Source organism: Mesorhizobium sp. UC74_2, from assembly GCF_042701485.1.
Lineage (GTDB): Bacteria > Pseudomonadota > Alphaproteobacteria > Rhizobiales > Rhizobiaceae > Mesorhizobium.
The window spans coordinates 1,077,662-1,099,660 of the sequence record NZ_CP170562.1; the positions used below are offsets into that span (position 1 = coordinate 1,077,662).

At 61.9% G+C, this 21,999-nt stretch carries 20 protein-coding genes and 1 pseudogene; 15 read left to right on the top strand and 6 right to left on the bottom strand.

What is annotated here, in order from left to right:
* The first annotated feature begins 163 nt into the window (after positions 1-163).
* From ACFJIU_RS05120 to ACFJIU_RS05150, 7 genes and pseudogenes are all read left to right on the top strand, one after another.
* Positions 164-1,731, top strand: a pseudogene (locus ACFJIU_RS05120) (ABC transporter substrate-binding protein).
* Between the two features lie 30 nt (positions 1,732-1,761).
* Entirely contained in the window at positions 1,762-2,745 is a 984-nt protein-coding gene (locus tag ACFJIU_RS05125; RefSeq protein ID WP_379068257.1) for an ABC transporter permease, read from the top strand.
* A complete protein-coding gene (locus ACFJIU_RS05130) occupies positions 2,742-3,644 on the top strand; it encodes an ABC transporter permease (protein WP_379068260.1) in 903 nt (300 codons plus the stop codon). Before ACFJIU_RS05125 ends, ACFJIU_RS05130 begins: the two co-directional genes overlap by 4 nt.
* Entirely contained in the window at positions 3,641-4,444 is an 804-nt protein-coding gene (locus ACFJIU_RS05135; protein ID WP_379068263.1) for an ABC transporter ATP-binding protein, read from the top strand. Before ACFJIU_RS05130 ends, ACFJIU_RS05135 begins: the two co-directional genes overlap by 4 nt.
* On the top strand, positions 4,441-5,379 hold the full coding sequence (locus tag ACFJIU_RS05140; RefSeq protein WP_379068266.1) for an ABC transporter ATP-binding protein: 939 nt from the start codon (positions 4,441-4,443) through the stop codon (positions 5,377-5,379). Before ACFJIU_RS05135 ends, ACFJIU_RS05140 begins: the two co-directional genes overlap by 4 nt.
* 120 nt (positions 5,380-5,499) lie before the next feature.
* Complete coding sequence (locus ACFJIU_RS05145) at positions 5,500-5,985, top strand: GNAT family N-acetyltransferase (protein ID WP_379068269.1); 486 nt, start codon at positions 5,500-5,502, stop codon at positions 5,983-5,985.
* 127 nt (positions 5,986-6,112) lie between these two features.
* Entirely contained in the window at positions 6,113-8,137 is a 2,025-nt protein-coding gene (locus tag ACFJIU_RS05150) for a beta-N-acetylhexosaminidase (RefSeq protein WP_379072967.1), read from the top strand.
* 53 nt (positions 8,138-8,190) lie between these two features.
* On the opposite strand, the gene ACFJIU_RS05155 is transcribed toward ACFJIU_RS05150, so the two are convergent.
* From ACFJIU_RS05155 to ACFJIU_RS05170, 4 genes are all read right to left on the bottom strand, one after another.
* On the bottom strand, positions 8,191-9,126 hold the full coding sequence (locus ACFJIU_RS05155; RefSeq protein ID WP_379068272.1) for a cyclase family protein: 936 nt from the start codon (positions 9,124-9,126) through the stop codon (positions 8,191-8,193).
* A 423-nt stretch (positions 9,127-9,549) separates the two neighbouring features.
* Entirely contained in the window at positions 9,550-9,855 is a 306-nt protein-coding gene (locus tag ACFJIU_RS05160) for a hypothetical protein (RefSeq protein ID WP_379068275.1), read from the bottom strand.
* The gene (locus tag ACFJIU_RS05165; protein WP_379068278.1) at positions 9,852-10,037 is read right to left on the bottom strand and encodes a hypothetical protein; all 186 of its coding nucleotides are present in this window, start codon (positions 10,035-10,037) and stop codon (positions 9,852-9,854) included. The genes ACFJIU_RS05160 and ACFJIU_RS05165 overlap by 4 nt, the downstream gene beginning before the upstream one ends.
* On the bottom strand, positions 10,034-11,239 hold the full coding sequence (locus ACFJIU_RS05170; RefSeq protein ID WP_379068281.1) for an ROK family transcriptional regulator: 1,206 nt from the start codon (positions 11,237-11,239) through the stop codon (positions 10,034-10,036). Before ACFJIU_RS05170 ends, ACFJIU_RS05165 begins: the two co-directional genes overlap by 4 nt.
* A gap of 137 nt (positions 11,240-11,376) precedes the next feature.
* Here ACFJIU_RS05170 and ACFJIU_RS05175 point away from each other — a divergent pair, with 137 nt between their 5' ends.
* The 8 genes from ACFJIU_RS05175 (at position 11,377) to ACFJIU_RS05210 (ending at position 20,112) form a co-directional block, all read left to right on the top strand.
* Positions 11,377-12,624, top strand: coding sequence for an extracellular solute-binding protein (locus ACFJIU_RS05175; protein ID WP_379068284.1), 1,248 nt, complete (start codon positions 11,377-11,379; stop codon positions 12,622-12,624).
* A 34-nt stretch (positions 12,625-12,658) separates the two neighbouring features.
* A complete protein-coding gene (locus ACFJIU_RS05180; RefSeq protein WP_379068287.1) occupies positions 12,659-13,546 on the top strand; it encodes a carbohydrate ABC transporter permease in 888 nt (295 codons plus the stop codon).
* Positions 13,543-14,385: a carbohydrate ABC transporter permease gene (locus ACFJIU_RS05185; RefSeq protein WP_379068289.1), complete on the top strand. Its 843-nt coding sequence runs from the start codon at positions 13,543-13,545 to the stop codon at positions 14,383-14,385. The genes ACFJIU_RS05180 and ACFJIU_RS05185 overlap by 4 nt, the downstream gene beginning before the upstream one ends.
* Before the next feature lie 2 nt (positions 14,386-14,387).
* The gene (locus ACFJIU_RS05190; protein ID WP_379068292.1) at positions 14,388-15,416 is read left to right on the top strand and encodes an SIS domain-containing protein; all 1,029 of its coding nucleotides are present in this window, start codon (positions 14,388-14,390) and stop codon (positions 15,414-15,416) included.
* Complete coding sequence (locus tag ACFJIU_RS05195; RefSeq protein WP_379068295.1) at positions 15,406-16,353, top strand: carbohydrate kinase family protein; 948 nt, start codon at positions 15,406-15,408, stop codon at positions 16,351-16,353. Before ACFJIU_RS05190 ends, ACFJIU_RS05195 begins: the two co-directional genes overlap by 11 nt.
* An 83-nt stretch (positions 16,354-16,436) precedes the next feature.
* The gene (locus ACFJIU_RS05200) at positions 16,437-17,210 is read left to right on the top strand and encodes a FadR/GntR family transcriptional regulator (RefSeq protein WP_379068298.1); all 774 of its coding nucleotides are present in this window, start codon (positions 16,437-16,439) and stop codon (positions 17,208-17,210) included.
* A gap of 10 nt (positions 17,211-17,220) precedes the next feature.
* Positions 17,221-18,768: an alkaline phosphatase family protein gene (locus tag ACFJIU_RS05205; protein ID WP_379068301.1), complete on the top strand. Its 1,548-nt coding sequence runs from the start codon at positions 17,221-17,223 to the stop codon at positions 18,766-18,768.
* A gap of 102 nt (positions 18,769-18,870) precedes the next feature.
* Positions 18,871-20,112, top strand: a complete 1,242-nt coding sequence (locus ACFJIU_RS05210) for an MFS transporter (protein WP_379068304.1) — start codon at positions 18,871-18,873, stop codon at positions 20,110-20,112.
* Positions 20,113-20,146: 34 nt separating this feature from the next.
* Here the strand turns inward: ACFJIU_RS05210 and ACFJIU_RS05215 are convergent, their stop codons facing one another.
* Together ACFJIU_RS05215 and ACFJIU_RS05220 are read right to left on the bottom strand one after the other, a co-directional pair.
* Positions 20,147-20,599 carry an RrF2 family transcriptional regulator gene (locus ACFJIU_RS05215; RefSeq protein WP_379068307.1) on the bottom strand — a complete coding sequence of 151 codons (453 nt, stop codon included), beginning with the start codon at positions 20,597-20,599 and terminating at the stop codon, positions 20,147-20,149.
* 253 nt (positions 20,600-20,852) lie between these two features.
* On the bottom strand, positions 20,853-21,839 hold the full coding sequence (locus ACFJIU_RS05220; RefSeq protein ID WP_379068310.1) for a sulfate ABC transporter substrate-binding protein: 987 nt from the start codon (positions 21,837-21,839) through the stop codon (positions 20,853-20,855).
* Positions 21,840-21,999 lie beyond the last annotated feature (160 nt).

The window sequence follows — 21,999 nt, forward strand, 5'->3', positions numbered from 1 at the left end:
CCGGGGAACCAAAACCATGCGTGCCAAAAGGACGAATCCGTCTTCTTTCCACCGGGCTGTGTCATTGCGGCGTCTGTTCGCCGGCGCAGCTTTCGCAGCGTTGTCCGCGGCGGCCGGGTTGACCGCCCAATCGACGCCCGCCTTCGCGGAAGCGGTGCTCTCCATGCATATCGAGGAGCAGACCAGCTGGGTACAGAACTTCAATCCGTTCGACCTCGGCGGCCGTCGCCAGAGCACGATGGATTTCATCTACGAGCCGCTGGTCATCTTCAACGATTATGACGGGGGCAAGCCGATCTGGCGTCTCGCAACGGCGTACAAGTTTTCCGATGACCTGAAGTCGATCACCTACACGCTGCGTGACGGCGTGAAATGGTCGGACGGCAAGCCACTGACCTCGGCGGACATGAAATTCACGCTGGAGATGATGTTGAAGAACCCGGCGGTCGACACAGTCGGCGTCGGTGAAACCGTCGCCTCCGTGGAAACGCCATCGCCGACCGAGGTCAAGATCAACCTCAAGGCCGTCGACACGCATTTCCCCGAGACACTGGCCGATTTCCCGGTGGTGCCGGAGCACATCTGGAAGGACGTGAACGATCCGCTCGCCTTCAAGAACGAAAAGCCGGTTGGTTCCGGACCGATGACCGAAGTTCGCCGCTTCACGCCGCAGGTCTATGAACAGTGCCGCAATCCGAATTATTGGGACGCCGCCAGTCTGAAGGTGGATTGCCTGAAGTTGCCGCAGATCTCCGGCAACGACCAGATGCTGGCACTGTTGCCCGAAGGCACGATGGACTGGATCGGCTCGTTCATTCCGCAGATCGACAAGACCTATGTCGCGCTCGATCCGAAGAACAATGGCTACTGGCAGCCGCCCGCCGAAACGGTGGCTTTCCAGATGAACTTCAAGACGAAGAATCCCGGCAATGCCGAGGCCTTCGCCGACATCAATTTCCGCCATGCCTTCTCGCTGGCCATGGACCGCACGTCGATGGTCGACATTGCCGGCTTCGGTTATCCGGTGGTGAACCTGCATGCGTCCGGCCTGCCGCCACGTTTCGAATCCTGGCGCAACAAGGCTGCAGAGGGCGAGCACGACGCATGGATGGCCTATGACGTCGACAAGGCCAACAAAGTACTCGACGATGCCGGCTACAAGAAAGGCGCCGACGGCTTCCGCGCCACGCCCAAAGGGCAGCCGATTGCCTTCTCCATCGCAGTGCCGAACGGCTGGACAGACTGGATCGATGCCGTGCAGATCGCTGTCGAGGGGCTGCGCAAGATCGGCGTCAACGCCTCAGTGGCGACCCCGGAATACGAACAGTGGCAGAAGCAGATTCTCGACGGTACGCTGGATGCCGTCATGAATTCGCGCGCTGATGGGCCGACGCCGTTCCGCGGCTACTACCAGTCGCTGTCGACGCCTTTCGCCGGTCGCATCACCTCGGCGCCGTCGCGCTATTCCAATCCGGAACTCGACAAGGTCTTCGACGCCTATCGCAAGGCGACTTCGGAAGAAGAGCGCCACAAACTGTTCGACCAGGTGCAGTTGATCGTGGCCAAGGAATTCCCGGTGGTACCGGTGTTCAACGGGCCTACCGGTTCCAGTATTCGACCAAGCGCTTCACCGGCTGGGTGACGAAGGACGAACCAGTGATGAACCCGGAGGATCACGACAACAACCGCCTGCGGCTCGTGCATCTGCTGCGGTTGAAGCCAGTGCAATAATCAGGAGGGATCGGCGACGGGATAGTGGCGATGCGGATACCTCTTCGACGGCTCGGGGTCTATCTGGCCGCCTTCCTGTTTGCCATCGTGGTCAACTTCACGCTTCCCCGGCTGATGCCGGGGAGCCCGGTCGACAGCATGATCGCCCAGCTCGGGCCACGTGCCACACCGGCGGCGATCGAAGCGATCAAGGCTCGCTTCGGCGCCGTCGAGCAGCCGATATGGCTGCAGTTCGTCGATTATCTGAAGGGGCTGGCCACTTTCGATCTCGGCGTATCGGTCAAATATTATCCGCAGACCGTCACCGAAGTGCTGGCCCGTTCGGCCGGCTGGACCGCATTCCTGGTGGTTACGGCCGTCATTTTCTCCCTCTGCGTCGGCGTCTCCCTCGGCGCAGTGGCAGCCTGGCGGCGAGGCGGGCGCTTCGATGCGTTCGTCTCGCCCTTTTCTGTCGTGCTGATCGCGGTACCGCCGGTCATCATCGCGCTCGCCACGCTGTTCACCTTCGGTGTGACGTTGAGATGGTTCCCCGTGGGCTACGCGTATGACCCCAGCCTCGATCCCGGGATCAACTTTACCTTCTTCGGTTCGGTGTTCTGGCACGCCATCATGCCTGTACTGACGCTTTCGCCCTACATGATCGGCGAATTCCAGACGACGATGCGCTCCTCGATGATCTCTGTACTGGGTGAGGATTACGTCACCATGGGACGGGCCAAGGGTCTCAGCAACACGGCGGTCATGTTCAGCTACGCAGCCCGCAACGCCATGCTGCCGGTGATGACCAATCTGGCACTCATGCTGGGTGCCGTGTTCGGCGGTTCGATCGTCACCGAGATCGTCTTCAACTATCCGGGTCTTGGCCTGACCCTGTTCACAGCAAGCGTGGCGCGCGACTATCCAGTCATCCAAGGCCAGCTGCTGCTGATGACGATGGCCACGCTTGGCGCCAACCTGCTGGTCGATATCCTCTACGGCGTGGTCGATCCCAGGGTGCAGGAGGGACGGACATGAGCTCGGGTCTCAGATTGTTCCTGCGCCAGAAGAAGGCCGTGGCAGGTTTTGTCATTATCGTAGCCCTCTGCCTGATGGCCCTGCTGGCACCGGTGCTGGCACCGGGCGATCCAGCCCAGCGCGTCGGCCGTTCACATCAGCCACCGACAGCAGAGCATGTCTTCGGCACCACCAAGATGGGCCGCGACGTCTATTCGCAGTTCGTCTGGGGTGCGCGACCTTCGCTGGCGGTCGGCTTCGCGACGGGGCTGGCGATCACGGCGATCGGGACAGCGATTGGCCTGATTGCCGGATATTTCGGTGGCCGCACCGACGCGGTGCTGGACCTGACCACCAATGCGGTGCTGGTCATCCCCAACATTCCGCTGCTTATCCTGCTCGCATCCTTCGCCGGCACCGTTGGGCCAATGGCGATCATGGCCATCATCGCGCTGACGTCCTGGCCCTGGGGTGCGCGCATGACGCGGGCGCAGACCTTGTCGCTGAAGAACCGTGAGTTCATCGTTGCCGCGCGCATGGTGGGTGAACCCTGGTGGCGCATCGTCTTCGTCGAAATCCTGCCCAATCTGGTGCCGTTGATCGGCATCAATCTGGTCGGCTCGATCATCTATGCGATCGTGGCGCAGACGACACTGGAATATCTCGGTTTCGGCGATCCGCTGAATGTCACCTGGGGTACCATGCTCTACAATGCCCAGAATTCTTCGGCGATCATCGTCGGCGCCTGGTGGGATATCGGCGCGCCAGCGCTTGGCATCGCCATCGTCGGGCTGGGGCTGGCATTGCTGAACTTCACCTTCGACGAGATCGCCAATCCGCAACTTCGCTCCGGTCCGGCGCTGAGCCGCTGGCTGCGGCTCAACCGGCTGCGTGCCCGCGAATTGAGGGCCGTCCGATGAACACGCCGCTGCTTCGAATCCAGAACCTCGACGTCGACTACCTGACCGACGGTGGCGCATTCCGCGCCGTCAAGAATGTGTCCTTCGACATTGGCCGTGGTGAATTGTTCGGGCTTGCCGGTGAATCCGGCTGCGGCAAGAGCACCATTGCCTACGCCATCACGAGGCTGTCGAAGCCGCCGGCCTGGGTGGCGGGCGGCCAGGTGCTGCTCGATGATCAGGACCTCTTGAAACTGCCGGAGGCGGCGCTGCAGAAGGTGCGCTGGCGGCGCATCGGCATGGTCTTCCAGAGTGCGATGAATTCACTCAATCCGCTGATGCGGGTGGCGGCGCAATTCCATGATGTGCTGGCCCGCCATACCGGTGCGACCGGGGCACAGTCGCGCGCTCGCGCCGAGGAGATGTTCAAGCTGGTCGGCATTTCGCCAACAAGGCTGGACGACTACCCCTATCAGTTCTCCGGCGGCATGCGGCAGCGTATCGTCATTGCGATCTGCCTCGCCTTGCGGCCGGAACTGATCATCATGGACGAGCCGACGACGGCACTCGATGTGGTGGTGCAGCGCGAGATCCTGGAACAGGTCATCGACCTGCAGCGCAGCCACGGTTTCTCGGTGCTCTTCATCACCCACGACCTGCATCTGATGGCGCAGCTCTGTCACCGGGTCGGCGTGATGCTGAAAGGCGAATTGGTCGAAGTTGGCGATGTGCGACAGGTCAGTCGTGCGCCGGCACACGAATATACGCGCAAACTGTGGGGTTCGATCCCGCAATTGCCGGGACATGGAGCGGCGGCATGAATGCGCAGCCGAGCCTTTCCGTCGACGGCGCCGAGGCGCTGACCGAACCTGTGGTGAGGCTCGAGAATATCGAGCGCAGTTTTGGCGTCGTCCAGGCGTTGCGTGGCATTTCATTGGCGCTGAAGCCGGGGCGTGCATTGGCGTTGGTGGGCGAGTCCGGCTGCGGCAAGACAACCTGCGCGCGCATCATCGCCCGGATGGACGAACCGACGGCCGGCAAGATGTATTTCCGCGGTCGCGATATCACCCATCCAGGCGACAGGGCGGGTGAGGCCGCCTACAGGCGGGCCGCACAGATGGTTTTCCAGGATCCGTTCGCTTCGCTCAACCCCGTATTTTCGATACAGCACCACCTGGCGCGGCCATTGAAGCTGCATGGACATGCCCGCAGCAAGGCCGAAGAGGTTTCAGGCGTCGCCAGGCTGCTCGCCTCGGTGGGATTGGATCCGGCCGTGACGGCCGCGAAGTTTCCGCATGAGCTTTCCGGTGGCCAACGCCAGCGCGTCAACATCGCGCGTGCCCTTGCCGTGCGGCCGGACGTGCTGGTGGCAGACGAACCAACCTCCATGCTCGACGTATCGATCCGGCTGGGAATTCTTGAACTGCTGTCAAACATCAAGCGCGAAAGACAGCTTGCGCTACTCTACATCACCCATGACATTGCGACTGCGGCGCATGTCGCGGAAGAGGTGATCGTGATGTTCGCCGGCCAGATGGTGGAGTGGGGTGATACCGAGACAGTGATCCGGAACGCCAGGCATCCCTATACCAAGCTGTTGCTATCGGCGGTGCCGGATCCGGACCGGCCTTTCGTACCGGGCGACAGCGCGCGCTTCCTCAGGCATGCCGAAGAGGTCCGCCGCATCAGCCGACCGGCTTCCAACATCGTCGAGCAGGTTGGTCCGAACCATTTCATCCGCGCACTCGGCGCTTGAAAAGGAGATTTCAAAGAATGATTCAATCGATCGGTCGATGGCCAACTATACGTTAAGCGAGACTTCCGGGTCAAAATCGATGCAACCATTCTTCCAAATCTCCTGAAGCGGCAGAACAATATGGATTACCTCGTCAATCTTTCCCTCTTGAAACCGGAGCCGGCGCTGGACGAGCGTATGCAGAAGGCCGGGATAACGATCCGCAGGGCTCTGGCGCCCGAGCTCGAGCTGGTCACCACCTGGGTGCGCAAGACCTTTGGTGCCGGCTGGTCGAGCGAGACAGCCATCGCCATCATGCGCCAGCCGCCGACCTGCTTCCTGGCAACACGCGAAGAGAAGTTGATCGGTTTTTCCTGCCATGAATCGATCGCACGCGGCTTCTTCGGCCCGACGGGCGTCGACGAGGCGGCAAGGGGATTGGGTATTGGCCATGCGTTGCTGCTTGCTTCGCTGCTCGATCTCAAGACGATGGGCTACGGCTACGCCATCATCGGCGATGTCGGCCCTTCGGAATTCTACGAGCGCACGGTGGGGGCGACGATGATCCCCAACTCCGAACCCGGCATTTATGCCGGGCTGTTGAAATCACCATCGCCTGATGATTGATGCGCCGGCTCGCCGAAGGGCGGGCAAGGCAGGTGCCGGAAGCCTCTGTTCTTCGAGGGGAGGGGCCGGTCGGGGGATGCAAGTGCCAGAAACCTACAATGCAACGTTTGCCAGACGAAAGTTCGACATGACCATCCAGCCGAAATCAGCCCTCCGCCTGCAGACCCATTGGACCCCCGCTGCTGACGGCGAGAGCCTTGCCTATTCGCTGACGCTGACCAATCTCTCGGCCCGACCTGTTTCCGGTTTCAAGCTTTGCGTCAGTGGTCCTGCCCGCATTGATCCCGCGGCAGCAGTCGAGGGAGGCATGCTGACCGCGCGGCTTTCCAACCACTCCGAACTGTCGCCCCCGGACGGGTTCGTCCTGGAGCCCGGGGCGTCATGGACAGTGACCGCGCGTGGACTGTCCTATCCGCTGCGTCATTGGACGGATGGCGCCAACACCGCCTATGTCGCTTTCGCCGATGGGACAACGGTTCCAGTATCGGCGGCTCCGACCCAGGCCAAGGGAGATAACGCACCGCTGAAGCGTGGCGCTGAAATCTATCCCGTGCCGCATGTGGCACCGGTGCAGGTGTCGGTCGTGCCGTGGCCGAACAGCGTTTCCGTGTCGGGCCGCGCTGCGGTGCCGCAAGGCCTGTCGATCGAGGCAAAAGGCGACGAGGCCAAGGCAGCTGCGTCCGCCTTTGCCGAATTGGTCGAAGGGCTGTTTCCGGTTGAAGGCATCGTGCGGCCGGAAGGAGAGGGCGGCTTACCGGTCTCCCTTGTGCTCGCCGATGATTTTGCCCCGGAGGCCTATGTGATCCGCTTCGGCGGTGGACGGGTGATGATTTCGGCAGCGACACGCACCGGTCTGCTTTACGGGCTGATCACACTGGGTCAGATCCTGCGCGGTGCGCGTCATCATCCGGAGACCTTTCTGTTCCCGCTTGAAGGCGAGATCAAGGACGAGCCGTCGCTCGGCTGGCGTGGCACGCATCTCGACGTGGCCCGCCAGTTCTATGGCACGGCAGAGGTCAGCCGCTTCCTCAGGGTCCTGGCCTGGAACAAGCTCAACCGTTTCCACTGGCACCTGTCCGATGACGAGGCATGGCGCCTGGAGATCGACGCCTACCCTGAACTGACACGCATTGGCGCCTGGCGTGGCCACGGTCTGCCGCTGCCGCCGTTGCTGGGTTCCGGGCCTGAGCGCACAGGTGGCTACTACAGCAAGGCTTCGGTGCGTGAAATCGTTGCGTTGGCGGGCCGTCTCGGTATCGAGGTGATACCGGAGATCGACGTTCCCGGCCATTGCTACGCCATGCTGCAGGCGATCCCGGAACTACGCGATCCGGCAGAGCACGGCGTCTACTATTCGGTGCAGGGTTTCCCCAACAACTGCCTCAACCCGGCACGCGAGGAAACCTACCGGGTTCTCGAGACCATCCTGGATGAGGTGATCGCGCTGTTCCCGTACAAACGCATCCATGTCGGTGCAGACGAGGTGCCGATCGGCGCCTGGTCCGGTTCGCCCGAAGCACTGGCAAGACTTACCGAACTCGCTGGTCTCGATGTCGCAGCCGCTCATGCCAAGCGCGTCAATGTCGTCACCAACCATCATGGCGCCGACGAGATCGATGGTTCGGGCGCTGCCGTACTGCAGGCGCAGTTCCTTGCGCGCATCCAGAAGTTCCTGGCGTCGCGGGGCTGCATCACCGGCGGCTGGGAAGAAGCCGCGCATGGCGATATCATCGACAAGGACAAGAGCTTCCTGAACGGCTGGCGTTCAGTGGAGATATCGGCCGCCCTTGCCGGTCGCGGCTATGACATCGTGGTCTGCCCCGGCCAGGTCTATTATCTCGACATGGCCAACAGCCCGGCCTGGTCGGAGCCGGGCGCTGCCTGGGCCGGCTGGTCGGAACCGGAGACACTTTATGGATTTGATCCCATTGAGGGCTGGACCGAGGAACAGAAGAAGCACTTCCTCGGCATACAGTGCTGCATCTGGTCAGAGCCGATGACCGATCGTGGCGTGTTCGACCGGCTGGTCTTCCCGCGCATCTCCGCCCTGGCCGAGACAGGCTGGACGAAACCGGAGCGCAAGTCATGGGAGCGCTTCAAGGCGCTGGCCGGCTTGATGCCGATTCTCTACGGCATCACCGCGGCGACATAAGGCTCCAGCCTCCATCTTCTCCAGAAGACGGAGGCTGCGCAATCCTGCGATTGCTACGGTGTCGGGCGGAAGACACCGTCCTTGTCACGTTTCAGCGGGGCAGTCTGCTCGGGTAGCGGGGCGCCGGGCGCGTCGTTGACAGAAACACCCTGCGGCCAGTCGGCGGGTGCGATCGCGATGTAGCGTGCATAGCCACCCGAACCGCCTTGCGGCTTGGCGAAGCCGATCGTCACCAGCGCGCCAGCCTCGGGGACCTTGTCGAGGTTGGCCACGCCTTCGGCCTGCACGAAGTTGTTGTGCATGAGCCAGTATTCGCCTTCGAGGGTCGGCGTGGTGTCGGTGTCGAGCGGCTCGTGGCCGTGAAACAGGATCTTGCGCTCCAGATGCAGGAACTTGAGCGCGTCGAGACTTACGCCTGGAAACGGCGCCTTGGCGAAGCGTTCCGGCTCATTCCATTTCTTGTACCAATCGGAGCGCACGAATACCACGGAGCCTTCGGGGATGCGGCCGTGCTTCTTCTCCCATTCCTCGATGTCGGCGACCTTGAGGTGATATCCCTCGTCGGTCTTCGCCTTGCCGCTGATGTCGATCACCACAAGCGGTCTCACCGCGAATGTCGGGGGCAGGTCGCTGATGGTGGCGCCCTTGGGATTCCAATGCGAGGGCGGGTCGAGCTGGGTTCCGTACTGGTCTGTGGTCAGGTCATAGGCGCTGGCGACGAAACCATGCTTCTCATAGGTGAACTCCTCACCCTTCTTGACGTAACCTTCGATATCGGCGCCGGCGACTGCCGGCTTGAATTTGGCTGGTCCGAAGCCCGGCCAGACAGGTTGCACCGGCGCAAAGGCATGGGTGAGGTCGATGTATTTCGCAGACTTCAGGGATTGTTCGTAGAATTTCCAGAATGCCGGTTCTTCCGCTGATGCGGCGCTGCTTGCGGCAAGCACCGCACCAAGCGCGACGAGCCGCACAAAGCTCATTGCCTTCATGATCCTCTCCTGTCGATTTGACAGGCAACGATCATGCAATCCTGCCGGCACGGCAAGCATCGCGATTGCGCCTTTCCTGGCCGTTGCGCAAAAACACTGGCGTTGCCGACGGAGAACTTTCATTTCGAGTTTTCAGACAGTCCACGGGAGGACCGTGGCGGAGGGCGTTCACCCTATGATGGATTTTGCGCCGGCGTGAAGCGCGACGCCCAGATGGATTGCCGGGATCAGCAGAACAAGACCGCCGAGGAAAAAGAGAGGAAACGGACTGTCCGATCCGAAGTTGCCCGACGCGAATGCCAGGGAGCCCAGGATTGCCATCGGTATCGCCCCGTAGAAGACTCCACGCCAGTATTTCCGACGGGCCTGCGGCGATGCCTCCAACCTTCCTCGCATGTAGTCAAACGAGAGACTTACGAATATTCAAAATGACATGAGGCCGAAAACAGCCAGGCCGAAACCGATTCCCCCGAAGACTGCCATCTGCACGTCTTCTTTCCCGCCGGCCAAGAGGGCAGACGGTGTGCCAACCAGGAAAGCCCCGCCGCTGACAACGCCGAGTACCATGGCCAGATATCCCAGAACGATAGTAGCGGGCGCTGCCAGGATAATAAATTCAACGAGGTAGACACCTCGCAGCAGGGGTGACGACATCCATCTCTCTCCGGCTTCGTGCCGGTGGCTGGCCGCCGGGGAAGCGACTTCGTCGTGTCTTTCTTTATCTGTCATCGGGCAATCAACTTTTCGCGCAATGCCTCTTTGATACTCTGCATAGCCTCGCGCTTGCTCTGTGGGCCGAATTTTTGCGATGACGCAACGAGCATGCAATGCTGGTGGACGGCAAGCATTGCATCAAGTGCTCCTTGTGCGAAATCGCTGGCGCAGCCGCTGTCCGCTGCGGCTTCTTTCAATCGAGCGGCTTCTGCAGCACATCGAACTGCGGGTTGGTTTCGGAGAAGATCGGCAGCGCCGCGGCGCCGAGAACGGAAGTGTCCTTGCCTGCCGCGCCGATGAGGACGCGTGGCACGGTGCGTGCGTGCGTCGAGGAAACCGACAGATGCAGCGGCTCAAGCCGGCTCGCCAGCAGCTCGATGACGGCAAGCGGCATGAAACCACCGAGCACCACGGTCTCCGGATCAAAGGCGAGCTCGAGGACATCGATGGCCTGCCTCAATGGGGCGGCTGCCTGGTCCGCCCAGGCAAGCAGGCGCTCGTCGCCGGCAGCCAGCAACTCATCGAGCCTCTCAGGGGAAGCGTGATCTGGATCCGGTATTTCGAGGCAATCATAGGCGGCGCGCAGCGAGACGTAACGTTCCAGGCAGCCATGCTTGCCACAGAAACAGGCGAGCCCGCCCGGCTTGACGATCATGTGACCGATCTCGCCGGCATTGTGACGGCTGCCCTTGTAGAGATGGCCGTCGAGGAAAAGACCGGCGCCGAGGCCCGTGCCGATGAAGAGATAGACGAAGCTGTTGAGATTCCGGGCGACGCCATAAAGCCGTTCGCCGATGGCAGCGGCGGTGGCGTCGTTCTCGAAGGTCACGGGAAGACCGGTCAGGCGTTCCAGTTCGGCCGCCACCGGAAAATCCTGCCAGCCGGGCAGGGCGGTCGGGCCGACCGATGTCATGCCCTCGACATCGAAGGGGCCCGGCATCGCCATGCCGACGCCAAGCAGGCGGCTGCGGTCGAAACGGAAGGAACGCACGAGCTCGTCGGTCATCGCCGCGAGCAAAGGCATCGCTTCTGCCGGTGTCGGCCGGTCGACCATGCGCTCGATGCGTGCGCGTAGCGTGCCTGACAGGTCGGTGACGACGCCGACCGCCGTCTGATGGTCGAGCTGCAGGCCGATCGAATAACCCCCGTTGGGGTCGATCGAATAGGGCACTGCTGGCTGCCCTCGCGCGCCCTTCTGCGTCGCCTCGGCGCGCAGCAGACCTGCCCGTTCCAATTCGTCGACGATGTTGGAAATCGTCTGTGAACTCAGGGCGGTAAGTCGTGCGATCTGGGCGCGTGAGAGGGCGCCATTGGTCCTGATCGCCTCGATGACAACGCGGCGATTGTGCGACTTGGCTTGTTCGAGATTGGTGCCGGCGACAGGTCTCTTCAGGGTCATGTAAACTCTCTACGCGAGTTCCATCGATTATGAAGGAAAATATAAGCCAATCAACTTGATTTAATTAATTTCACATGGTCTAGTCGGCGCGGCTGTCGGGTTGCACAGGCCGGACAGTCGCCAATCGGGAGGAATCAATGAACAGCTTCTTCAAGGGCGCGGCCTGCGGGCTTGCGCTGCTGATCCATCAGTCGCTTCCGGCTTTCGCCGAGGACGTGACGCTCAACGCGATTTTCATGAAGCAGGCCGCTTATAGCGAGGACGACACCAAGGCTATGGCCAAGGCGTTCGAGGCGGCCAATCCGGGCCTCAAGGTCAATCTGGAGTTCGTGCCCTACGAGGCGCTGCACGACAAGATCGTGGCGGCCCAGGGCGCCGGCTCCTCCGGCTACGACGTTGTCCTGTTCGACGTGATCTGGCCGCCGGAATTCGCTACCAAGGGCTTTCTGCAGGATGTCACCGCCCGCGTCCCGAAAGGCGACAGGGACAAGGTGTTCGACGGCGCGTGGACCACGGTGGACTATGACGGCAAGATCTGGGGCATGCCCTGGATCCTCGACACCAAGTACCTGTTCTACAATGAGGAGATGCTGAAGCAGGCGGGTATTTCCGCTCCGCCCAAGACCTTCGAGGAACTGGCCGAGCAGGCCAAGATCATCAAGGACAAGGGCATCGCCAAATATCCGATCGTCTGGAGCTGGAGCCAGGCTGAGGCGCTGATCTGCGACTACACGTCGATGGTCGGCGGCGCCAAGGGTTCCTTCACCCAGGACGGCAAGCTGTCCTTCGACACGGGCGGTTCGGTCGAAGCCGTCAACTACATGAAAAAGACGCTCGACGACGGAGTCACCAACCCGAATTCGCGCGAATATCTGGAAGAGGACGTGCGCAAGGTGTTCTCGGCAGGGGAAGCCGCGTTCGCGATGAACTGGACCTATATGTTCAACATGGCCAACGACCCTAAGGAGAGCAAGGTCGCCGGCAAGGTGGGTATCGTCCCGGCCCCTGGCTTCAAGGGCAAGGCCGAAGCCTCCGCTATCAACGGTTCGATGGGGCTGGGCATCTCCGCCGGCTCCAAGCATCCCGATGAGGCCTGGAAGTTCATCAGCTTCATGACCTCGCAGGAAACCCAGAACAAATACGCCAAACTCAGCCTGCCGATCTGGAAATCGTCCTATGAGGATCCGGCGGTGACGAAAGGGCAGGAAAAGCTGATCGATGCCGCCAAGGTCTCACTCGGCGTGATGTTCGCTCGTCCGATGACGCCTTCCTATCCGGAACTGTCGTCGATCCTGCAGAAGAACATCCAGCAGGTGCTGCTTGGCCAGGCTTCGACGGACGACGCCATGAAGGCGGCGACCAAGGCCGCCGGACGGCTGCGTTAAGCCACCGGCGCTTCGAGGGGAGAGCACAGCCGTCATGGCCCCAGCCCAACAGGACCGTACGGCTTGGCTTTTGCTGACGCCCATGATTGCGATCATGGTCCTGGTGACGGCCTTTCCGCTCCTCAACACCTTGTGGCTGGCGTTCACCGACGCCAGCCTCACCGGCCAGGGCTATGTGTGGCAATGGATCGGGCTGGAGAACTTCGCCTACATTCTCGATGACAGCGACTTTCGTGCTGCCGTCGGTCACACCGCCTATTTCACCGTGCTGTCGGTTTCAGCCGAAGTGGTGCTCGGCGTGCTGGTTGCGCTGCTGCTCAACCAGGAATTCAAGGGTCGAACCCTGGTGCGGGCACTGCTGATCCTGCCCTGGGCGCTGCCCACCATCGTCAATGCCGTGATGTGGCGCCTCATCTACAATCCCGAATATGGCAGCCTGAATGCCTTGCTCACGCAGGTTGGCCTGCTCGATGCCTATCGTTCCTGGCTGGGCGATCCCGCCACGGCGATGAACATGGTGATCCTCGCCGACATCTGGAAGAACTATCCGCTGATCGCGCTGATCGCATTGGCCGGCCTGCAGACGGTGCCGAAGGACCTCTACGAGGCCGCGATCATGGATGGGGCCAATGCCTGGACGCGGTTCTGGAAGATCACGCTGCCGGGCATCATCGGCTCACTCAGCGTCGCGATGGTGCTGCGCGCGATCGAGGCCTTCAAGGTGTTCGACATCTTCTATGTGATGACGCGCGGCGGACCGGCCGATTCCACCAAGACGGTGTCCTTCTTCGTCTACCAGGAATCCTTCACCTATCTGCGCGCCGGCAGCGGTGCCGCCTATGCGCTGACCGTAACCGCGATGAGTGCGCTGATGATTTCGATCTATGTCGTCATGCTGGTACGGCGGGAGAAACGCTCGTGAGACGCAGCCTGACCGCCACCATCCTAGTCTATGTCGCCGTGGCTGTTTTCGTGGCCTCCATTCTGGCGCCGGTGGCGTGGCTGTTCATCATGAGCATTTCCGACGCCAACGATCTCACCACCATTCCGTTGCGCTGGATTCCCGAGCAGCCGGATTTCTCGCGCTACGCGCGGCTGTTTTCGCTGGAGGAAGGATCGGCCGGACTGGCATTCCTGTCGGCGCTGCGCAATTCGGTTGTCGTCGCGCTCAGCGCCACCGCGATCGCGCTCGCTGCCGGCATTCCAGCCGCTTACTCTTTCTCGCGTTTCCCCGGTCGCATGCCGCTGCTCTATGCGGTGATCGTCACCTACATGATGCCGCCGGTGGCGCTGATCCTGCCGCTCTACAAGGTGTTTTCGGCGCTCGGCCTGCTCAACAACGTCACCTCGCTGATCATCGTCTATTGCACCATCCTTCTGCCCTTCGTGACCTGGCTGATGAAGTCGGGCTTCGACAGCGTGCCGGTGGAGATCGAACAGGCCGCATCGATCGACGGGGCAAACCTGTTCCAGATCATGACCCGCATCACGCTGCCGGTCGCGGCCGCCTCGACAGGCGCCGCCGCACTGTTTGCGCTGCTGCTTGCCTGGGACGAATTCTTCTACGCGCTGCTCTACACAAGCGATACGCGCGCCAAGACCCTGCCGGTGGCGATTGCTGACTTCGCTGCCGGTCGCGCCACCGACTACGGACTGATCTCGGCAGTGGGGCTGCTGGCGGCGTTGCCGCCGGTCATGATCGGCTTCTTCCTGCAAAAATCGCTGCTTTCCGGCCTCTCTGCCGGCAGCGTGAAAGGCTGACCATGGCGACGGAGGCAACAAGCGGCAAGGGGCTTGCGCTGCTGCAGGCCGAGATGGCGCGGCAAGGCGCGGATGCGGCCGCCTCGCTGTCATCGAATGGAACAATGGCGGCTGAGCTGGCCGCGAGCATCGGGCGTACCGGCCGGCTGGTCCTGATCGGCATGGGCGCGTCGCACTATGCCAATCGCATGGTTGAGACATCCTGGCGCCGGCTCGGTGTCGATTGTCGGGCAGAAACGGCGGGGGATGTGCTGCTGCAGGAATTGCCGCTGCTGCCGCAAACGATCGTGTTGATCTCGCAATCCGGTGAATCCGGAGAGATCCTGCAGTTGCTGGATCTGCTGCCTCGTGGCGCAGACCTTTTTGGCATGACGCTGGCGCCACAGAGCACGCTCGGGCGCAGCTTGCGGTGTCTCGTTGGCATCGGCGGCCAGGAGGTGGCCTTCGCTGCGACGCGCAGCCTCACCGTCACGCTGGCCCTGCATGCGACAGTCCTGGCGGCGGCAGGCGGTGAAATCGGCAGCTTTGCTGCCGCCCTTGCCGCATCGCCTCAGTTCGCGTTGGATGAAGCCGTTGAGGCGTTGGCACGGAAAAATTCGGTCATCATCGCCGGGCGCGGCGAATTGCGAGGGCTGGCGGAAGCCAATGGCCTGATGCTGATGGAGCTGGCCCGCATTCCGGCGTTCGGCTTCGAATTCGGCCAGTTCCGTCACGGCCCGCTCGAGGCACTGGCGCCTGATCTTGGCGTGCTCCTGCTGCGCGGGGCTGGTGCGCTCGGCGCGGGTACGGCTACGCTCGCCAAGGCAGCGCTCGGTGCCGGCACTGTACCGGTGATCTTCGATTGCAGCGGTGAAGCGCCGATCGAAGGCGGGGTGACCGTCGCATTTCCACGCAGCGAGGGGCTCTCCGCAGTCGCAGTTATGCTGCCCGCCTTGCAAAAGCTCATCATTGCCGTTTCCGGCCGCAAGGTTGCGGGCGTCGGCGAACCGGTGCGCTCGTCTAAGATAACCGGAATTGACCATGAAGCATGAACGCCCACACCGGCCCGACGGGCCATCCATCCACGTCATTGGCGGCGTCATGGTCGATCTGATCATGGGGCCGGTGACGCCCTGGCCACGTCCCGGAACCGAGACCTTCGTCGACCATTCGGAGCTGCGCGCAGGTGGGCCAGCGGGTAACACGGGGTTGGCGCTCAAGGCGCTGGGTGTACCGCACCACATCGTCTGCAACGTCGGTAACGACATGTTCGGCGCCTGGCTGACCGAAACATTCGGTGAGGTTGCTCGCAACTGGCCCCAGGTGGCAACCCCCACCGCGCTATCGGTCGGTGTCGAGCATCCAGGTGGCGAGCGATCGTTTCTCACCACGGCAGGCAATCTTGCCGTGCAGACCCCGGAGAGCATGCTGGCCATGCTGCCGGAGGAAGCAACTGCCGGTGACATTGCGCTGCTGACAGGTTCCTTTCTCTATCTCGACCTGATCGACGCTTTCGCGACGATGCTGGGCGCCGTCTCGGCGCGAGGTTTTGCAGTTGCCCTCGATACCGGCTGGCCTTCGGACGGCTGGACCGATGCGATCAAGGCGTCCACCGTGGCTTGCCTCGCACATTGCGACCATGTCCTGCTGAACGAGATTGAAAGCCTTTCGCTGTCCGGTGAACAGACCGTGGAAGCTGCCGCCGGATGGCTCACGAACCGCGCCAAGCCCGGTGCCATCGTCGTCGTCAAACGCGGGGGCGACGGCGCTTCCGCCTGGCACGACGGCAAGGTGACACATGTGCCGGCACCTGCCGTCGCGGTGATCGATACCACCGGTGCCGGCGATACCTTCAACGCCGGTTATCTTGGCGCTCTGCTGGATGAGGCTACCCTGGAGGATGCACTGCGTGCCGGCGTCGCGGTGGCTTCCGCGGCTATCGCTTCCTCACCGCGGCGCTACGTTTCGCTCGACGTGGCGCTGCGCTGAAATTCTTCTCATTGTTGACGCCTTGACATGCCGTCCAAGCCCAGACTTGTTGGGCAGGTGATGCGGGCCCGCTTGTTGGCCTGGTGCCGACAAGGAAAAGCATGCGCGCGGCCAAGGGGAAGGCAAAAAGCGACAACGGTGCCGAAAAGCCGATGCCTGCGGTGCGTCGGGCCGGCTCCAGCGTGCACGCGCATGTCGCCAACGAGATCGGCCTTGCCATCGTGCGTGGCGACTACCCGCCTGGCAGCATCCTCCCCAACGAAACGAAATGGGCGGAAACCTTCAACGTCAGCCGTTCTGCAGTGCGCGAAGCCATCAAGATGCTGATGGCCAAGAGCCTGCTTGCGTCTCGCCCCAAAGTCGGCAGCAGGGTCGAGCCGCGCGAACGCTGGAACCTGCTCGACCGGGACGTGCTGGGCTGGTACGCAACGTCGCCCGATCGCGGCGCTTTCCTGCGCACGGTGCAGGAGTTTCGCCACCTGATCGAGCCGGAGGCGACGGCGTTCGCCGCCATGCGCCGGACGGAAGAGCAGATGGAGGAGATTTCCCGCGCCTGCCGCGACATGAACAATGCCGCAACGCTGGAAGAGCGCACGCGTGCCGACACGCGTTTTCATCTTGCCATACTGCGCGCGTCCGGCAACGACCTTCTGGTGCCGCTTGGTGTTCTGATCGAACAGGCTTTCGACCATTTGTTCGTGCATGTGACGCGTGAGGGTGACGATCTCGAGACCGCCCAGAAGCTGCATGAACTGGTCGAGAAGAACATCCGCCTGCAGCGTCCAGATGCAGCGCGCGCCGCGGTGCGCAAGCTGCTTGCCAACACCGACAAGGTGGTGGGACGCGAACCTGAATGAGCCTCATGATATGACACAACGCCCGAATGTGCTTCTCATCTGCGCAGACCAGTGGCGCGGCGACTGCCTGTCGGCACTTGGCCATCCCAATGTGCGAACGCCGAACCTCGACGCACTGGCGGCAGATGGGATGCTGTTTCGCAAGCATTTCGGTCAGTGCACGCCTTGCGGTCCCTCGCGCACCAGCCTGCTGACCGGGCTCTATCTGATGAACCATCGCTCCGGCCGCAACGGCACGCCGCTCGATGCGCGTCACACCAACATAGCCCTGGAGGCGCGCAAGGCAGGCTATCGGCCCGCCTTGTTCGGTTACACGGACACCAGTGCCGATCCGCGCGATTTCGACGCCAACGATCCGTCGCTTAAGACCTATGAAAGCGTGATGCCGGGGTTCGAGGCGGCGCTGCATCTGCCTGACGAGATGGAGGAATGGATCGCCGACCTTCTCGACAAGGGTTACGACCTGCCCGGCGGCCGAGCCGACGTCTTCCGCCCCAAGGCGGGTTTCGACAAACCCGACGATCGTGGCTTCCGCTATATTCCGACGATCTATCCGGCCGAACACAGCGAAGCTGCGTTCCTGACCGATGCGTTCCTGAAATGGCTTTCGGTGCGGCGCGACAGTCCATGGTTCGCGCATTTCGTGTTTCTGCGGCCGCATCCGCCGCTGATCGCGCCGGAGCCTTACAACGCCCTGGTCGACCCGGCGGACGTGACCTTGCCGGGGCGAGCGGTGAGCCTTGCCGAGGAAAAGCTGCAGCACCCGATGCTTGCCTACGAACTGGATCGGGTGAGCGTGCCCGGCGGTTACGACGAGCACAGCCCGTTCGATCCGGTTTCGGCCAACGAACTGGAAATCCGGCAGATGCGGGCGACCTATTACGGGTTGATCGCCGAAGTCGATCATCATCTCGGCCGCATCATCGAGCACCTGAAGCGAACCGGCGAATATGACCGCACGCTGATCATCGTCACCAGCGATCATGCCGAAATGCTGGGCGAGCATCACGCATGGGGCAAGGAGGTCTATTTCGACGGCGCTTTCCATCTGCCGCTGGTCATCCGTGATCCGCGCGCCGACGCGGATGCTGCGCGTGGCAGCACCGTGGAGGCCTTTACCGAAGCTGTCGACGTCATGCCGACCATTCTCGACTGGATGGGACTTGAAAAGCCGCGCGCCTGCGACGGCCGTTCGCTGTTGCCGCTGCTGCATGGCGACACACCGGACGACTGGCGCAACGCTATCTTCTTCGAACATGATTTCCGCACCGTGGCGACACAGAAGGCGGAGGTGACGCTCGGGATCAACTCCGATCAGTGCAGCTATGCGCTCATCCGCGACGACCGCTACAAATACGTGCATTTCGCCGCTTTGCCGCCGCTGCTGTTCGATCTCGTCGAGGATCCATACGAGACGACCAATCTGGCCCAACGCCCGGAAATGGCATCGACCGTGCTGCGTTATGCGCAGAAGATGCTCGACTGGCGGCTGACTCATGCCGAGCGCACCCTGACCAACATGATGATTACCCAGGCCGGCGTGGTGTCACGGCCTTGAGGCAATCACGCTGGTCTTAAATTTTGATCCAGCTTGGTGCTGCCGGCTCGTGGGGCGGCAAGGATAAGGGTGGGGTGCCGAAGATGGAGCCTGCATCCCGACATGAACCAGCACCCCATCCCGTCGGGGAACAAAGTCTCCGTCATTGACGGCCGCGAGGCCTGGCTGAGACTTGCCGTTTCCGTCGTGCTGGGCACGATTGGTGCTGTCGGTATGTGGGCGGTGGTTGTCGTGCTGCCCGCCGTGCAGGCCGAGTTCGGCGTCGACCGTGCCGATGCGTCGTTGCCATATACCGCCACGATGATCGGCTTTGCCGCCGGCAATGTGCTGGTAGGGCGCGCGGTCGACCGCATGGGCTACTGGATACCGGCGCTATTGTCGTCGCTGACGCTCGCGGCGGGCATGATCCTGGCATCTTTCGCCGGTTCGATCCTGCAGTTCTCGCTGGCGCAGGGAATTCTCGTCGGCTTCGGCACCGCGGCGATCTTCGGGCCGCTGGTCGCCGACATTTCGCACTGGTTCAACCGTCGCCGCGGTGTCGCGGTCGCAGCCGCTGCCTGCGGCAACTACCTGGCTGGCGCGTTGTGGCCGGTGGTGATGCCGCCGGTGATCGCTGCCGAAGGATGGCGCTTCACCTATCTGGTTATCGGCATCTTCTGCCTCGTCACCATGATCCCGCTGGTGCTGATGATGAGGCAGCCCGCGCCACGCGAAGCTTTCGCGGCCTCGTCCTCCTCGACATCTCGCCGCGTGCAGCCGATCGCGCTGTCACCCGCAACCCTGCAAGGCCTGCTGATCGTCGCCGGTTTCGGCTGCTGCATGGCGATGGCGATGCCTCAGGTGCACATCGTCGCCTATTGCATGGATCTCGGCTACGGCGTGGCGCGCGGTGCCGAGATGCTGTCGCTCATGCTTGCCGGCGGCGTTGTCAGCCGGCTGGTTTCCGGCTTCGTTGCCGATCGGATCGGCGGCATCAAGACGCTTTTGATCGGATCGGCGCTGCAGTGCCTGTCACTGCTGTTCTACATTCCTTTCGACGGGCTGGCATCGCTTTACATCGTCTCGCTGGTGTTTGGCCTTTCCCAGGGCGGCATCGTGCCCTGCTACGCGATCATCGTGCGTGAATATATGCCGGCGGCCGAGGCCGGCCAGCGCGTTGGCCTGGTCATCATGGCGACCATCATCGGCATGGCCGTGGGGGGCTGGAGTTCGGGCTGGATCAACGATCTTACCGGTTCCTACGCCGCCGCATTCCTCAACGGTATCGCATGGAACGTGGTGAACCTGGCTGTGATGCTGCTGGTGCTGTGGCGAGTGGGGCGGCCGCAGTTGGCGGTGTCATAGCCTCTGAAGCAAGCGCCAAGCAGACCTCTCGTTCTCAGTTGGACTGAGAAGACATCTCCAGCGGATAGTCGTCATTGTCGGCGTCACGCATCGCCGCCAGGCTGCGGTTGTCCAGCACGTCGGCGATCGCCTGGCGCACTTCCAGCATCATGTGGCGGACTTCGCAGGTTTCTTCGTTGCAGTCCTCGCAGCGCTGGTATTGCGTGCGGCTGGCGCAAGGGATCGGCGCCAGCGGGCCGTCGAGCACACGCACCACATGGCCGATCTTGATCTCTGCTGCCGGCCGGGCGAGGCGATAGCCACCGTCCTTACCCTTGCGGCTCTGCACGAAACCGGCATTGCGCAACTCGCCAAGGATGGCGTCGAGGAACTTCTTCGGGATATTGTTGGCGACGGCGATGTCGTTGACGAAGGCCAGTTGTCCGGCCGGCATCCGCGACAGATGCACAAGGGCCTTGAGCCCGTACTTGCCTTTTTTGGTGAGCATGCCTGTCACTGCCTGAGCCGCAATCCCGTCAGCCGTTTGCCGGCTGTTTGTGCGCAAATCATGGCAAAACACTCGACCAGGACGCACGAACAGAGAATAGAGTCCAGTTTGTCGATATACAATGAAAAGAGCGTTGATTCTTCGGGCGTTTTCAAAACGCTACGACGTTGTGCTACAAAAATGGCACGCTTGCCTTCGTGAAAATGAAAAAGCCGGCTGGCGCCGGCTTCTTCTTCATTGTCTGCCAGGCAGGTCAGCGGTTGCCGTAGATCTCGTCCAGCAGCGCACCCTCGCCGAAGTGATCTTTCTGGACTTTTTCCCAACCACCGAACGCGTCTTCGACCGTGACAAGCCGGACTTCGGGGAACTTGTCCTTGAATTCGGCAGCGACCTTTTCGTCGCGCACGCGCAGGCCGTTCTCCGCCTCGATCTTCTGGCCTTCCGGCGTATAGAGGAAGTCGAGATAGGTCTTGGCGAGCTCGCGGGTGCCATGCTCATCGGCAACCTTGTCAACGATGGCGACCGGGAATTCGGCCAGCAGACTGACCGACGGGACGACCTGCTGATATTTGTCGGTGCCGTATTCGCGAGCGATGCCCTGCGTCTCGGATTCGAAGGTGATCAGCACGTCGCCGATACCGCGTTCGGCAAAAGTGGTGGTTGCAGCGCGGCCGCCGGTATCGAACACCGGCACGTTGTTGAAGATCTTGGAGACGAACTCCTTGACCTGGGCGGGATCACCCTTGAACTTCTCGTTGGCGTAGGCGGTGGCTGCCAGATAGGTATAGCGTGCGTTGCCGGAGGTCTTTGGATTAGGGAAGATCACCTGGACGCCGTCGCGGGCGAGATCATCCCAGTCCTTGATGTTCTTGGGATTGCCGGCTCTCACCAGGAAGGAGGGCAGGGAATAGAAGGGCGAGGCATTGTTGGCGAAATCCTTCTGCCAGTCAGCGGAGACAAAGCCCTGCTTGACCAGAAAGTCGACGTCCGGAACCTGGTTGAAGGTCACCACGTCGGCACCGAGGCCTTCGACGATCGAACGGGCCAGCTTCGAGGTGCCGGCATGCGACTGGTCGATGGTGACGCCGGGATGTTTTTCGATGAAAGCCTTGTTGACCTGAACGAAGAGTTCGCGGCCAACGTCATAGGAAGCGTTGAGCAGCTTCTCGGCGGCAGAGGCGGGCGCTGCTGCGAGGATCAGGCCAGCCAGCGCAACACCGGCAAGCAAAAGGCGTTTCATGAAAAGACTCCGTTGGAAAAATTTACTGCGGAAGTCCGTACATTAGAACCTGATACCACAAAGACGAGGAATGCCGGTCTGTAGCCGTATTCGTAAATAGAAAAACCATCCCGGAAAGCGATGTTTTCAGAACGGTTTTTCTGTGTCGCGCGCCAGACGT

What these genes read in the sequence shown, in the direction of transcription:
- ACFJIU_RS05125 (WP_379068257.1), top strand. Translation starts at nt 1,762, where the DNA reads ATGCGGATACCTCTTCGACGGCTCGGGGTCTATCTGGCCGCCTTCCTG.
- ACFJIU_RS05130 (WP_379068260.1), top strand. Translation starts at nt 2,742, where the DNA reads ATGAGCTCGGGTCTCAGATTGTTCCTGCGCCAGAAGAAGGCCGTGGCA.
- ACFJIU_RS05135 (WP_379068263.1), top strand. Translation starts at nt 3,641, where the DNA reads ATGAACACGCCGCTGCTTCGAATCCAGAACCTCGACGTCGACTACCTG.
- ACFJIU_RS05140 (WP_379068266.1), top strand. Translation starts at nt 4,441, where the DNA reads ATGAATGCGCAGCCGAGCCTTTCCGTCGACGGCGCCGAGGCGCTGACC.
- ACFJIU_RS05145 (WP_379068269.1), top strand. Translation starts at nt 5,500, where the DNA reads ATGGATTACCTCGTCAATCTTTCCCTCTTGAAACCGGAGCCGGCGCTG.
- ACFJIU_RS05150 (WP_379072967.1), top strand. Translation starts at nt 6,113, where the DNA reads ATGACCATCCAGCCGAAATCAGCCCTCCGCCTGCAGACCCATTGGACC.
- ACFJIU_RS05155 (WP_379068272.1), bottom strand. Translation starts at nt 9,126, where the DNA reads ATGAAGGCAATGAGCTTTGTGCGGCTCGTCGCGCTTGGTGCGGTGCTT.
- ACFJIU_RS05160 (WP_379068275.1), bottom strand. Translation starts at nt 9,855, where the DNA reads ATGACAGATAAAGAAAGACACGACGAAGTCGCTTCCCCGGCGGCCAGC.
- ACFJIU_RS05170 (WP_379068281.1), bottom strand. Translation starts at nt 11,239, where the DNA reads ATGACCCTGAAGAGACCTGTCGCCGGCACCAATCTCGAACAAGCCAAG.
- ACFJIU_RS05175 (WP_379068284.1), top strand. Translation starts at nt 11,377, where the DNA reads ATGAACAGCTTCTTCAAGGGCGCGGCCTGCGGGCTTGCGCTGCTGATC.
- ACFJIU_RS05180 (WP_379068287.1), top strand. Translation starts at nt 12,659, where the DNA reads ATGGCCCCAGCCCAACAGGACCGTACGGCTTGGCTTTTGCTGACGCCC.
- ACFJIU_RS05190 (WP_379068292.1), top strand. Translation starts at nt 14,388, where the DNA reads ATGGCGACGGAGGCAACAAGCGGCAAGGGGCTTGCGCTGCTGCAGGCC.
- ACFJIU_RS05195 (WP_379068295.1), top strand. Translation starts at nt 15,406, where the DNA reads ATGAAGCATGAACGCCCACACCGGCCCGACGGGCCATCCATCCACGTC.
- ACFJIU_RS05205 (WP_379068301.1), top strand. Translation starts at nt 17,221, where the DNA reads ATGACACAACGCCCGAATGTGCTTCTCATCTGCGCAGACCAGTGGCGC.
- ACFJIU_RS05210 (WP_379068304.1), top strand. Translation starts at nt 18,871, where the DNA reads ATGAACCAGCACCCCATCCCGTCGGGGAACAAAGTCTCCGTCATTGAC.
- ACFJIU_RS05215 (WP_379068307.1), bottom strand. Translation starts at nt 20,599, where the DNA reads ATGCTCACCAAAAAAGGCAAGTACGGGCTCAAGGCCCTTGTGCATCTG.
- ACFJIU_RS05220 (WP_379068310.1), bottom strand. Translation starts at nt 21,839, where the DNA reads ATGAAACGCCTTTTGCTTGCCGGTGTTGCGCTGGCTGGCCTGATCCTC.